Origin of the sequence: Sulfitobacter sp. SH22, from assembly GCF_965641905.1 — a bacterium.
Lineage (GTDB): Bacteria > Pseudomonadota > Alphaproteobacteria > Rhodobacterales > Rhodobacteraceae > Sulfitobacter.
Window position 1 is genome coordinate 95,905 of sequence record NZ_OZ282573.1, and the last position, 12,572, is coordinate 108,476.

14 protein-coding genes and 1 other RNA gene are annotated in these 12,572 nt (G+C 59.1%); 12 read left to right on the top strand and 3 right to left on the bottom strand.

Translation table 11 applies throughout. From position 1 onward, the window contains the following. The first annotated feature begins 168 nt into the window (after nucleotides 1–168). From gatC to ACSQ13_RS02580, 7 genes are all read left to right on the top strand, one after another. Nucleotides 169–456, top strand: a complete 288-nt coding sequence (gatC, locus tag ACSQ13_RS02550) for an Asp-tRNA(Asn)/Glu-tRNA(Gln) amidotransferase subunit GatC (protein ID WP_176248569.1) — start codon at nucleotides 169–171, stop codon at nucleotides 454–456. Beyond that, nucleotides 456–1,943: an Asp-tRNA(Asn)/Glu-tRNA(Gln) amidotransferase subunit GatA gene (gene gatA, locus ACSQ13_RS02555; protein ID WP_176248568.1), complete on the top strand. Its 1,488-nt coding sequence runs from the start codon at nucleotides 456–458 to the stop codon at nucleotides 1,941–1,943. Before gatC ends, gatA begins: the two co-directional genes overlap by 1 nt. A 39-nt stretch (nucleotides 1,944–1,982) precedes the next feature. Continuing rightward, the gene (locus ACSQ13_RS02560) at nucleotides 1,983–2,726 is read left to right on the top strand and encodes a hypothetical protein (protein WP_176248567.1); all 744 of its coding nucleotides are present in this window, start codon (nucleotides 1,983–1,985) and stop codon (nucleotides 2,724–2,726) included. A 9-nt stretch (nucleotides 2,727–2,735) separates the two neighbouring features. Then, complete coding sequence (locus ACSQ13_RS02565) at nucleotides 2,736–3,467, top strand: N-acetylmuramoyl-L-alanine amidase (protein ID WP_255200083.1); 732 nt, start codon at nucleotides 2,736–2,738, stop codon at nucleotides 3,465–3,467. 11 nt (nucleotides 3,468–3,478) lie between these two features. Next, an RNA gene (gene rnpB / locus ACSQ13_RS02570) (RNase P RNA component class A) lies at nucleotides 3,479–3,891 on the top strand. A 185-nt stretch (nucleotides 3,892–4,076) separates the two neighbouring features. Beyond that, nucleotides 4,077–4,244, top strand: a complete 168-nt coding sequence (gene rpmG, locus ACSQ13_RS02575; protein WP_005852281.1) for a 50S ribosomal protein L33 — start codon at nucleotides 4,077–4,079, stop codon at nucleotides 4,242–4,244. Nucleotides 4,245–4,360: 116 nt separating this feature from the next. Next, nucleotides 4,361–5,050, top strand: coding sequence for a VIT1/CCC1 transporter family protein (locus ACSQ13_RS02580; RefSeq protein WP_176248566.1), 690 nt, complete (start codon nucleotides 4,361–4,363; stop codon nucleotides 5,048–5,050). 60 nt (nucleotides 5,051–5,110) lie between these two features. Here the strand turns inward: ACSQ13_RS02580 and ACSQ13_RS02585 are convergent, their stop codons facing one another. Both ACSQ13_RS02585 and ACSQ13_RS02590 read right to left on the bottom strand, forming a co-directional pair. After that, on the bottom strand, nucleotides 5,111–5,419 hold the full coding sequence (locus tag ACSQ13_RS02585) for a DUF1272 domain-containing protein (RefSeq protein WP_176248565.1): 309 nt from the start codon (nucleotides 5,417–5,419) through the stop codon (nucleotides 5,111–5,113). Between the two features lie 159 nt (nucleotides 5,420–5,578). Further along, nucleotides 5,579–6,355, bottom strand: a complete 777-nt coding sequence (locus ACSQ13_RS02590; RefSeq protein WP_176248564.1) for a Bax inhibitor-1/YccA family protein — start codon at nucleotides 6,353–6,355, stop codon at nucleotides 5,579–5,581. Nucleotides 6,356–6,735: 380 nt separating this feature from the next. Between ACSQ13_RS02590 and ACSQ13_RS02595 the strand changes: the two genes are divergently transcribed. The 5 genes from ACSQ13_RS02595 (at nucleotide 6,736) to ACSQ13_RS02615 (ending at nucleotide 11,051) form a co-directional block, all read left to right on the top strand. Next, on the top strand, nucleotides 6,736–7,581 hold the full coding sequence (locus ACSQ13_RS02595) for a LysR family transcriptional regulator (protein ID WP_176248563.1): 846 nt from the start codon (nucleotides 6,736–6,738) through the stop codon (nucleotides 7,579–7,581). A gap of 473 nt (nucleotides 7,582–8,054) precedes the next feature. After that, nucleotides 8,055–8,429: a helix-turn-helix domain-containing protein gene (locus ACSQ13_RS02600; protein WP_176248562.1), complete on the top strand. Its 375-nt coding sequence runs from the start codon at nucleotides 8,055–8,057 to the stop codon at nucleotides 8,427–8,429. A gap of 56 nt (nucleotides 8,430–8,485) precedes the next feature. Next, on the top strand, nucleotides 8,486–9,292 hold the full coding sequence (locus tag ACSQ13_RS02605; protein WP_176248561.1) for an inositol monophosphatase family protein: 807 nt from the start codon (nucleotides 8,486–8,488) through the stop codon (nucleotides 9,290–9,292). Next, nucleotides 9,289–10,629, top strand: coding sequence for an 8-oxoguanine deaminase (locus ACSQ13_RS02610; RefSeq protein WP_295511827.1), 1,341 nt, complete (start codon nucleotides 9,289–9,291; stop codon nucleotides 10,627–10,629). The genes ACSQ13_RS02605 and ACSQ13_RS02610 overlap by 4 nt, the downstream gene beginning before the upstream one ends. A 47-nt stretch (nucleotides 10,630–10,676) precedes the next feature. Then, the gene (locus ACSQ13_RS02615) at nucleotides 10,677–11,051 is read left to right on the top strand and encodes a CAP domain-containing protein (protein ID WP_295511914.1); all 375 of its coding nucleotides are present in this window, start codon (nucleotides 10,677–10,679) and stop codon (nucleotides 11,049–11,051) included. A gap of 135 nt (nucleotides 11,052–11,186) precedes the next feature. Here ACSQ13_RS02615 and guaD read toward each other — a convergent pair whose 3' ends face one another. After that, nucleotides 11,187–12,479, bottom strand: a complete 1,293-nt coding sequence (gene guaD / locus ACSQ13_RS02620; RefSeq protein WP_295511829.1) for a guanine deaminase — start codon at nucleotides 12,477–12,479, stop codon at nucleotides 11,187–11,189. Nucleotides 12,480–12,572 lie beyond the last annotated feature (93 nt).

Below are 12,572 nucleotides of genomic sequence, written 5' to 3' on the forward strand. Positions count from 1 at the left end.
TTCATTACCGAGAGTTTAGCGTGTGTTGCCGCTTTGGGGAGCCTCCGGCGGGAGTTTATTTGGCAAAATGAAGCTGAGAGGGCCGGATTGGGCCAATGACGGCCTGCCCCGGACTTGCAGGGGGCAGCGGGGGGCGGTAAACGGCAGATAAAGAGATTAGGAGCGCCCATGTCCATTGACGAGACCACCGCCGCACGGGTGGCCAAGCTGGCCCGTATCAAGGTTGAACCAGACGCATTGCCTGCGCTGGCACAGGAATTCAACAACATCCTTGGCTTTATCGAGCAGCTGAACGAGGTGAATGTGGATGGCGTCGAGCCGATGACCTCGGTCACGCCTCAGGTTTTGAAGCGGCGCGATGATGTGGTGCGTGACGGCGATCAGCAGGCCAAGATTCTGGCCAATGCGCCCGACGCGCGCGAAGGATTTTTTGCGGTTCCGAAGGTGGTTGAATAATGGCTGATTTGAACAAACTGGGTCTTGCCGAAGCTCGCGATGCGTTGCGCAAGGGGGATGTATCGTCGGTCGAGCTGACCAACGCCTGTTTGACGGCAATTGAGGGGGCAGGCGCGTTGAACGCCTTTGTCCACCACACGGCCGAACTGGCTGGCGATCAGGCAAAGGCTGCCGATGCGCGGATCAAGGCGGGCGATGCGCCTGCCATGTGCGGCCTGCCGATCGGCATCAAGGATCTGTTCTGCACCAAGGGTGTGCCGTCGCAAGCCGGTTCGCGCATTTTGCAAGGGTTCCTGCCAGAGTATGAAAGCACCGTTTCGCAGAACCTGTTTGACGCGGGCGCTGTGATGCTGGGCAAGCTGAACATGGACGAATTCGCCATGGGGTCGTCGAACGAGACATCCGTCTATGGCAATGCGGTCAACCCCTGGCGGCGTGCGGGCGATGATGCGCAGCTGACACCGGGCGGATCGTCGGGCGGGTCTGCCGCGGCGGTTGCAGCGGATCTATGTCTGGCGGCAACGGGGACAGATACGGGCGGGTCCATCCGCCAGCCTGCGGCCTTTACCGGTACAGTCGGGATCAAGCCGACCTACGGCCGGTGTTCACGCTGGGGCGTCGTGGCCTTTGCGTCCTCGCTGGATCAGGCGGGCCCGATGACCAAAACCGTGCGCGATGCGGCGATCATGCTGGGTGCGATGGCAGGGTATGACGCCAAGGACAGCACATCAGCCGACCTGGCCGTGCCTGATTTCGAAGCGGCGCTGACCGGCGACATTCGTGGTAAAAAGATCGGCATCCCACGCGAATACCGCATGGATGGCATGCCCGAAGAGATTGAAAAGCTCTGGCAGGACGGCATTGCGATGATGCGCGATGCCGGGGCCGAGATTGTCGATATTTCGCTGCCGCACACCAAATACGCGCTTCCCGCCTATTACGTGATTGCTCCGGCCGAGGCATCCTCCAACCTCGCGCGCTATGATGGTGTACGCTATGGTCACCGCGCCAAGCTGGACCACGGCGACGGCATCACCGAGATGTACGAAAAAACCCGAGCCGAAGGGTTCGGCCCCGAAGTGCAGCGCCGCGTGATGATCGGCACCTATGTGCTAAGTGCCGGGTTCTACGACGCTTATTACAACCGTGCCCGCAAGGTACGCACGCTGATCAAGAAAGATTTTGAGGATGCCTTTGCGGCAGGTATCGACAGTATCCTGACGCCAGCGACCCCGTCGGCCGCCTTTGGTCTGGGTGAAATGACGGATGCGGATCCGGTGGCGATGTATCTGAACGACGTCTTTACCGTCACGGTCAACCTTGCCGGTCTGCCAGGTATTGCGCTGCCGACAGGCACCAGTTCGCAGGGCCTGCCCTTGGGGCTGCAACTGATCGGACGCCCCTGGGAAGAGGCCGATCTGCTATCAACCGCCTATGCGCTTGAGAAAGCGGCCGGCTTTGTAGCCAAGCCTGCGAAATGGTGGTAAAACAGCGCCAATTAAGCAGTCAATAAAAAAGCAGAGCCAATGATTAAACCTATTTCGCTTGTCGCAGCCTTGGGCATGGCCTTATCGGCGTGCCAACCCGCAATACCCGATAGCGGTCGCGGGGCTGGGTTTGATTCATTCCAAGCGCAGCAATTCAAACGTGACGCGGCCTTGGCCACAGGCGTTCAGACGGCATTGCCTGCACCGTCGGCGGTCAACGCGACACCGTTGAATGCTGTCGATGACGGCTCTGCCGCCTCCACGGCTGCCGAAACGGCGCGCGTGCTTGATGCGACGCGCCCGGGCGGCTTGGGCAACGATGCTGCGACCAACTCTGGCGTTGAACCCATTAATGCCAGCCCCGCGAATGCAGCACCGCCGGTTCTGAATGCCGAAGGGATTTCGCAGGAAAACAACTTTGACGCTGTCTCGGGCGAGCGCAGCATCGAAGGCGATGCGGCAATGATCGCGGCCAACCGGGCGCAATACCGCGTTGTCCAGCCCGAAGCATTGCCAGACCGTACCGAAGCAGGCCCCAATATCGTGGCCTACGCATTGCAGAACAAACATAGCGTGGGAACGTCGGTCTACACCCGCCGCGGATTTAACAAAGAACGTAAATTCGCCCGCGCCTGTGCAGAATACAGCCACCCGGATCAGGCGCAGATTGCGTTCCTGAGCGCAGGTGGCCCGGAACGTGACCGCGCCGGAATGGACCCGGATGGCGACGGCTATGCCTGCAACTGGGATCCGTCGCCTTATCGGCGCGCCATTCAAGGGTAAGCCCTTGGCGTGACGGAAATCATCAAACATCTCTCGCCAAATCAAGGGCCGCGCCGGGACGGGCTGCGGCCCTCGCTCGTTGTGATCCACTATACCGCCATGCAATCCACCGCAGATGCGCTGGAACGGCTCTGTGACCCCGCAGCCGAGGTGTCAGCGCACTATCTGATCTCGGGGCAGGGCGACATCATCCAGATGGTCGAAGAAGACCAACGCGCTTGGCACGCAGGGCAGGGCGAATGGGCAGGGCAGGACGACATCAACTCCCGCTCGATCGGGATAGAGCTGGACAACAAGGGCACCCATCCGTTCTCCGAGCCGCAGATACGCGCCCTTGAATGCCTGCTGCGCGGCATAATGGACCGCTGGGGCATACCACCAGAAGGGATCATCGGCCATTCTGATATGGCACCGGGGCGCAAGTCGGATCCCGGCCGCCATTTCGATTGGGCGCGCCTTGCACGGCAAGGTCTGGCAGAGCGGGCAAACGCTTCGGCATTGACCGCAACCCCAACCGAAGAGGCCTTTAAAGCGCAGGCGAAAAACGCGGGCTTCACAGCCGACGTGCCGATCGCAACGCTCCTGTCTGCAACGCGCCTGCGTTTCTCACCCTGGCTTTCCGGCCCGCTTTGCGCAGAAGACATGTGTTTTCCCGCGCCTCTGCTTCCAAATGGAAATAAATCCCCGCCGGAGGCATCCCCGGATCAAAACAGATTGACCCCGCAGGGCTCAAGGCGCTAGGCGTGCAGCGCGCGGAGGGCTGGATGGCCGCGGTCCTGGCAACAGGGTCGAGGAAAGTCCGGACTCCAAGAAAAAACGGTGCCGGGTAACGCCCGGGCGGGGCAACCCGACGGATAGCGCCACAGAAAACAAACCGCCAACCCCGGCGGGTCGGGCAACCGATACCACCGGGGCGGTAAGGGTGAAACGGTGCGGTAAGAGCGCACCGCGGGGATGGTAACATCGCTGGCACGGCAAGCCCCACCGGGAGCAATGCCAAATAGGGACCGCGTGCTGCGTCTGGCAACAGGCACAGCGGGGCTTTTTCTGCCCCAGCAGGTCCGGGTTGGCAGCTATAGCCCTGCAGGTAACTGCAGGGTCAGAGGAATGGTCATCCCCTGTCTTCGGGCAGGGACAAAATCCGGCTTATAGGCCCTCCGCGCATCTTTTCAGACCCCGATCGGAATTTTTTGAAAATTCCGCTACGGAAAATTCGAATTTTCCGGCTCCTTTCCGCATTGGTGGGGAAATAGCGGTTGACTCGGGGGCTGGCGTGACTAGAACCCAAATCTCAGGATTTCACGAGGCTTGGCCGAAAAGCGGCCTTCTCGTACTTGCAGGAGAACGACTATGGCGAAGCCAACCACGATCAAGATCCGTCTGAACTCGTCCGCGGGCACAGGCCATTTCTACGTAACAAAGAAAAACGCGCGTACCATGACCGAAAAGATGGTCATCAAAAAGTACGACCCCGTTATTCGGAAGCACGTCGAATACAAAGAAGGCAAGATCAAGTAAGATCTGCCCTTCTAACGGATTGCAGGACCGCACCCTTGTGTGCGGTCTTTTGCGTTTATTACCAGTGAACCTGCAGCACCTGCATCCAAAGGTGATCGGCATCCAAAGGTGATCCCATGCCCAAAGACGGCCATTTTATCAACCGAAGCAATTGGCTGCGTGCGGCAGTGCTTGGGGCCAATGACGGCATCGTGTCGATATCGAGCCTGCTTGTCGGGGTGACCTCGGCGGGGATGGTGTCTGAAAACATCGCACTGACGGGGATTGCGGGTCTCTCGGCGGGCGCATTGTCGATGGCTGCGGGGGAATATGTATCCGTCTCGGCGCAGGCCGACGTGGAATCAGCCGATCTTGAGCGCGAACGCATCGCCCTTGAGGACGATCCCGACTACGAGTTGGAAGAGCTGGCCGAAGGGCTGGCGACCCGCGGCGTGGAGCCGAAACTGGCGCTGAAAGTGGCGGCGCAATTGACCGACCACGACGCCCTTGGGGCCCATGCCCGCGAGGAGTTGGGCATGTTCGGCCTTGCAGGTCAGGCGAACCCGCTACAGGCGGCAGGTGCTTCGGCTGGGGCGTTTTTCGTGGGGGGTGCCTTTCCCTTGGCGGCGGCCCTGCTTGTCTCAACGATCTATAATATTCCGGCCATTGCGGCTGTCGCGGTATTGGCGCTGGCCCTTTTGGGGGCGGGTGGCGCGCGGCTGGGCGGCGCACCGATGCGACCCGCCCTGATCCGCGCCGTGGTCTGGGGTGTCGTGGCGATGGTGTTCACCGCAGGCGTTGGCCAGTTCTTCGACGTCGCCGTCTGACGCGCCCCTTTTGCACTTAGGCATAATGATCAGTCGCGTTTACACAGGCCCTGAAGGGCCCTAGCGGTCTTGCGGCGGGATGGCTTTGGTTGCCGCTGTGTTTGCCGCGATATCCTCAATGCTGTATTTCAGGCTGCGGCGTTTGTCAGACGCCGGTTGGTGCAGCAGACTGACGCCCCTGCGCCGGGCGGTTTTCGGGCGGATCGGACGCGGCACAAAGCCGCCCGCGCAGTTGGGGCAAACGTCGTGCAATACGTCCTCAACACAGGTGGCACAAAAGGTGCATTCGTAACTGCATATCCGCGCCTCAGCGGCGTCTGGCGGAAGGTCTTTGTCACACATTTCGCAATTGGGGCGGAGTTCCAGCATGGGGCGGTCCTTTCTGTGCGCGGGCTTATGCCTAACACACGCGATGACCTGGGGGCATGCAAGGGGCAATGGGGACCAGAGGGGGAACTGGCAGGCCATGAAAAAGGCCCGCCAGATTGCTCTGACGGGCCTCAATAGTCTCAAGCGTAGAAGAAACGCTTATTCGCGGTTGCCGAACAGTTGCAGCAACATCATGAACATGTTGATAAAGTTCAGGTACAGGCTGAGTGCGCCCATGATACCGGACTTTGCCAGCCACTCTTGGTCGCCGTGATGGGCGTGGGCAAGATAGGTGGCTTTGATGTTCTGTGTGTCATACGCGGTCAGACCGGCAAAGATCAGCACGCCGATGGCAGAGATTGCGAAAACCAGCGCAGGCGACCCCAGGAAGATGTTGACGACAGATGCAACGATCAGGCCGATCACACCCATGATCAGGAAGCTTCCCCAGCCAGAGATGTCTTTCTTGGTGGTGTAACCCCAGAGCGACAGACCGGCAAAGGCGATCGAGGTGATCAGGAAGATCTGAACGATCGAATATCCGGTAAACACCAGGAAGATCGAGCTGATGGACACACCCATGACAGCGGCAAACGCATAAAACAGTGTTTGCGCAGTCGCAGCCGAGATTCTGTTCATGGCGGCACCAAGGCCGAAGACAAAGGCAAGCGGCGCGAACATGACGACCCATTTAAGCGGCGACATGTACAGGGCCGAGCCCAAGGACGTCAGGTATTTGTCAGTACCGATCTGCGCAACGGCAGCTGCGGGGTCGGTTGTCACCGCAAGACCGGAAATTGCCCAAGCAGCAGCAAAGGTGATCAACATGCCAATCGACATGGTGCCGTACACCTTGTTCATGTGGGTGCGCAGCCCCTCGTCGATAGCGGCGGCGCGGGATCCGGCTGCGGACCGGATTGTATTCACGTCGGCCATGAAAGTCCTCCAAATAGGTCAAAAATTTACGGGATTGGTATTCCTATCCCGGTATTGGTTTGAATATCGGGTGACTTGCATTGGTTTTCAAGGCTTTTCGCACGATTATCCTTGGGTGGTTAAAATACTGCTACCGCATTCCGGCATCGACTGTTTCCGCGGGTTTTGGCACCCAATTCCCGCCGGTTGGCCGCCCGATTGAAAATTTGTCCGCCCGACCGTAATTTATCCCTTTGATTGAAATTTACGCAGCAATCTGACCCGGAAAACCTAATTTTCAGTGAATCTCAGTCCTGAGCGGCGGATTGCACGCGCAGAGCCTTGCCATAACCATCACATTTGTGAATGGTTCGCATGAATTCAATCGCATGGACAGATGAATGAGAAACCTTGATATCACCACGCTTCGATCCTTTGTCGCGGTCGCCGATTCAGGGGGCGTGACCCGTGCAGCAGGGTTCCTGCATCTTACACAATCGGCTGTTTCCATGCAGCTTAAACGGCTCGAAGACCTGCTGGGCCTTGAGCTTCTGGACCGCTCAGGCCGTACGATTGCCTTGACGGCCAGCGGCGAACAGGTGCTGACTTACGCCCGCCGGATGATCGCCTTGAATGACGAAATGATCGGCAGGCTGACCGATCAGGCGCATGAGGGGGTGATCACCCTTGGAGTGCCGCATGACATTGTCTATCCGACCATTCCCCAGGTGCTAAAGCAGTTCAAGTCGGCTTTTCCCCGTGTGCGGGTGCAATTGGAATCCTCCTATACCCGAACCCTGAAGGACGCGTTCGCCAAAGGCACATGCGATTTGATCATGACCACCGAAACCGCGCTGGATACCGGGGGCGAAACGCTGTGCACCAAGCCGTTGGTCTGGATTGGCGCGCAGGGTGGGGCCGCGTGGCGCCAGCGGCCGCTTAAACTGGCCTTTGGCAGATTTTGCACCTTTCGGCCCAATGTCGTCGAAGCATTGGACCGCCACGGCGTAAAATGGGACGTCATCGTTGAAACAGAAAGCGACCGCACCATCGAGGCGACGGTCAGTGCCGACCTTGCCGTGCATGCGATGATCGAAGGCACCGAACCACCCCACCTAGAGCGCGTGAGCCATCACGGCGCGCTGCCGAATCTGCCGGGCCAGAATATTAACCTTTACGGTGCCTTATCGACGCGCAACACGGTCCATGATTCGCTTGCGACAATGATCCGTGACATGTTCGCGTAAACGGGCTTCCAGCGGGGTTTATCAATGTTCAACGGCGGTCTCTGACAAATAACCAAGAGCGTTCGCCAAACCTTGCGCTGGTTTGTCCCTGTTTAACGATTTCGGATGGTGGTTCTAAACGGCTGAAAGTAAGCTGTTTTCCAAATGGCAAAAATTGAATTCCCCCGACGAGGGTGATTTTTGCCGAAAATTAAGCCAGATTACACAAAGTCATTTTGCACACATAGGTTTTAGTGTTAGAATGTTTGCACGTCATGGATGTATTTCCTTTTTCTTGGAACTGCCGCCAATAACGCCACTGGAAAATTGTTGGCGCACAAGCTATTTATAATCAGCCGCACAGGAGGTTTATTGTGGCTGGTTAATGATTTGAAATGTTCACAAGTAGGCGGGGACGGTCATGTTGACCCGCTTCCGTTAAATGTAAAAGTACAGCACCCCAGCGGGTGCTTACAACTGGAAAGAGTATTTTTATGCCACACAAAGTAGATGTTCACGTAGGGCAACGTATTCGACAGCGCCGCTGGTTGGCCGGAATGACGCAACAAAAACTTGCTGAACTGGTGGGGATTAAATTCCAACAAATTCAAAAATACGAAACCGGGGCGAACCGCGTAAGCGCATCGCGTCTGTGGGATATTGCGGATGCATTGGGAATTGAAGTCGCACATTTCTTTGAGGGGCTTGAAGTCGAAAAGCATAAATCCGCTTCCGTACCGGACAACATCCCCGCCGATCTGGTTGGCGATAAGGAAGCGATGGATCTGGTGCGTTCTTACTATGCAATTCCTGAAAACCAACGCCGCCGCCTGTTCGAACTGGCGCGCGTGTTGAGTGATGTGGCCTGACGCGGCATCCCCGCAGGGTTCTTGCAACGATTGCAATATAGTGGCAGTTCAATGCCATGAGCACACCAGACACCCTTGACCCCGATATCATGCGCGTTGGCCATTTGCTGGCCGATGCAGCGCGGCACGAGACCCTTGCCCATTTCAGAACGGCGGCGCTGTCTGCCGATAACAAACTGGCGCAAGGCTTTGATCCTGTCACCATAGCTGACCGCGCAGCAGAGCGGGCGATGCTGGACATTCTGGCCCGCGAACGCCCCGATGACGCGGTGTTGGGCGAAGAATATGGTGCCGTTGCCGGTACCTCTGGTCTGACATGGGTGTTGGACCCGATTGATGGCACACGCGGGTTCATGTCTGGCACGCCCACATGGGGGGTGTTGATCGCGCTGAGCGACAGTACGGGGCCGTTTTTCGGGATCATTGACCAACCTTACATCCGCGAACGGTTCATTGGCGGGCCGGGGCTTGCAACGGTGACGGGGCCAAGCGGCACCCATACCCTGAAAACCCGCGCCCCGCGTGATCTTTCCGAAGCGATCGTTTTTACCACATTTCCCGAAGTCGGCACCGGCATCGAAGGCGCGGCCTTTGCCCAAGTGGCACAGCGCGCGCAGCTGACCCGCTATGGCATGGATTGCTATGCCTATGCATTGGTCGCGGCCGGGCAGGTCGATCTGGTGATCGAAGCAGGCTTGCAAGCCTATGACGTTCAGGCACCCATCGCGGTGATCCAGGCCGCCGGTGGCATTGTGACCGACTGGCAAGGTGGTCCCGCCCATCAGGGGGGCCGGATTATCGCCGCTGCAAACGCCGAAATCCACGCGCAGGCCTTGGCCATTCTGGGGGCTTGTCCGGAATGACATCTGTTCTGATCCGCAACGCCGACAGCATCCTGACGATGGATGATACCCGCCGCGAATTGTCCGGTGCAGATATCGTGATCCGCGACGGTGCCATTGCCGAAATAGGGCAGGGGCTGACGTGCGAGGGCGAGGTCATTGACGCGGCAGGATGTGTCGTCACACCGGGCCTTGTGAACACGCATCACCATTTGTACCAGACGTTGACCCGTGCGGTTCCGGGCGGACAGGACGCGCTGTTGTTCGGGTGGCTGCGCACGCTCTATCCGATTTGGGCGCGGTTCACGCCGGACCATATGTTCACCTCGGCCCAGATCGGCCTTGCGGAGCTGGCGCTGTCGGGCTGTACGCTAAGTGCGGACCATCTGTACCTCTATCCCAACGGCACGCGGCTGGAAGACACCATTCATGCCGCCGCTGAAATCGGCATCCGGTTTCAACCGACCCGTGGCGCGATGAGCATTGGCGAAAGCGATGGCGGCCTGCCGCCCGATGCCTTGGTCGAAGACGAAGCTGCGATCCTGAAAGACTGCATTCGCGTGATTGACGCCTTTCACGACGCCAGCCCCGCGTCGATGTGCCGTGTCGCGGTTGCCCCCTGTTCGCCTTTCTCTGTCAGCCGCGATCTGATGCGCGATGCCGCAGCGCTGGCACGCGACAAAGGGGTGATGATGCACACCCATCTGGCGGAAAACGATCAGGATATCGCTTATTCTTTTGAAAAATTCGGCTGTCGTCCGGGGCAATATGCACAGGATCTGGGCTGGGTTGGCCCAGATGTCTGGCATGCCCATTGTGTCAAACTGGACCAAAGCGAGATTGACCTGTTTGCGCAGACCAGAACCGGTGTTGCCCATTGCCCCTGTTCCAACTGCCGTCTTGGGTCGGGCATCGCGCCTGTGCGTGCCATGCGTGACGCAGGTGTGCCTGTGGGGTTGGGCGTGGACGGATCGGCCAGCAATGATGCAGGCAATCTGATCGCCGAGGCGCGTCAGGCGATGTTGCTGCAACGTGTGGCCCTTGGCGCTGACGCAATGAGCGCCCGCGAGGCGCTGGAAATCGCAACCCGCGGCGGTGCCGATATTCTGGGGCGGCCTGAATGCGGGCGGATTGCCGTCGGCGCGCGTGCCGATATTGCCATTTGGGACGTCAGCGGCATTGAAAGCGCTGGCAGCTGGGATCCGGCGGCCTTGCTGATGGCGGGCCCGCGTGTGGTGCGTGATCTGTTGGTCGAGGGCCGCAGGATCGTTCAGGACGGGCAGGTCCAAACCATAGATTTGCAGGCCCAAGTAGCGCGGCAAAAGACGCTGGTCCAAGGGCTGCAGGCCCAGATGTGAAACAATTTGCGATAATATGTGCTGTGTTGGTGGCGATATCGTCACCGGTGCTTGCCAACCCGGCGGCGACGCAAGCCTTGAACGACTTGCGTGCATCAAGGGGCGTGGCACCAATTACCTATTCGACCCAGCTTGAGGCGGCGGCAAAGGCCCATGCGCTGGATATGGCCAAGCACCGCTATTTTTCCCACGAGGGACGTAACGGGTCATCGGTCGGCGACCGCGTGAAAAAGCAGCGTTACAAGTGGTGTTTCGTTGCGGAAAACCTGGCCAAGGGCCAGCGCGACCTTGGTCAGGTCATGCAAGGCTGGGCGACGTCTCCGGGGCATTATGCAAATATGGTCAACCGCAAGGTAGTATCGTTTGGCCTGTTTGAGGGGCCGGACCGCATTTGGGCCATGGTCCTCGCGGCACCTTGTTGAGCCAAGCCAGCGGCGTGGCTGCGCCACATTGTTTTTATGGGTGCCAGGGGGCGGGGTGAGCCCATAGTTTCAGACCGCCTGCGCGCAGCTATGTCGGATGCTCCGCAGGGAGTTTATTTGGCAAAATGAAAGGGGCTAGGCCCGTTTTTTGCCGCCGACCCAGACGTCGCGGATGGCGCGGTCATCGCCCATCATGATGGTGGCAAAGAGTTTGTCCCAGATGGTTTCCGCGTTTTTTGCCCTCTGTGCGATGGCGGGGGTGGAGGACAGGCCGAGCACGGTGATGTCTGCCTCGTGTCCTGGGGTAAGGCTGCCGATTTTGTCGTGCAGGTGCAGGCTGCGGGCAGATCCGGCTGTGGCGAGCCACATCAGCTGTGCGGCGTGCAACGGGGTGCCGCGCAATTGACCGATCTCGTAGGCTGCGGCCATGGTGCGCAGCATTGAAAAGGACGAGCCACCGCCGGTGTCGGTCGCAAGGCCAATTGGGATGTTGCGGGCAGCAAGCCCGGCCATGTCAAACAGTCCCGATCCGATAAAGGTGTTCGAGGTCGGGCAATGGATGATTGCCGCCCCGCTTTCGGCAATCTGGGCGATCTCGCGGGGGTCTAGGTGGATCGCATGGCCGAAGACGGCGCGGTCGCCCAGCAACCCGTGTTCCTGATAGGTGTCAAGATAGTCGCGCGCATGGGGGACAAGTTCGCGCACCCATGCGATTTCGTCGACCTGTTCGCTGAGATGGGTTTGCATCAGGCAGTCGGGCCGTTCCGCCCAAAGCGCCCCCAAGGCGGCCAGTTGTTCCGGCGTTGAGGTCGGTGTGAAGCGGGGCGTGATCGCATAGCTGGCGCGCCCCTTGCCATGCCAGCGGTCGATCAGGGTCTTGCTGTCGTCATAGGCCGTTTGTGCGGTGTCGCGCAGCCCGTCTGGCGCGTTGCGATCCATGCAGGTTTTGCCCGCCACGATCCGCTGTCCGCGTGCTGCGGCGGCGGTAAAGATGGCGTCGACGCTGTGCGGGGCGATTGTCGCATAGCTGCACACCGTTGTGGTGCCATGGGAAAGGGTCAGATCGAGATAGCGATCGGCGATCTGGCGGGCATAGTCCGGATCGGACAGGCGCATTTCTTCGGGGAAGGTATATTGGTTCAGCCAGTCGATCAGCCGTTTTCCCCAGCTGGCGATGATGGCCGTTTGGGGATAGTGTACATGGGCATCGACAAATCCCGGACAGATCAACGCATCGCCATAGTCGGTCACCACCGCTTGGGGATAGGCCTTGCGCAGGTCGGCGGCGGGTCCCACCGCGACGATGTGGCCCTCCTTGATCACAACGCCGCCCGCCGTGTCGATTGACACCGCGTCCTCCCAATTTTGGGTCAGCGGGTTTGCAGAGAAAACCAGAGTATGGCCGATGAGCAGGGTGTGCTGTGTCATGGTGCTACCTTAGGGCCTTGGAGGGGGAGGAACAATTGGTCCAGTGCCCCTTTTCGCACCATTGTATCCCTGCTTGGCGATGCTTATTGTCCG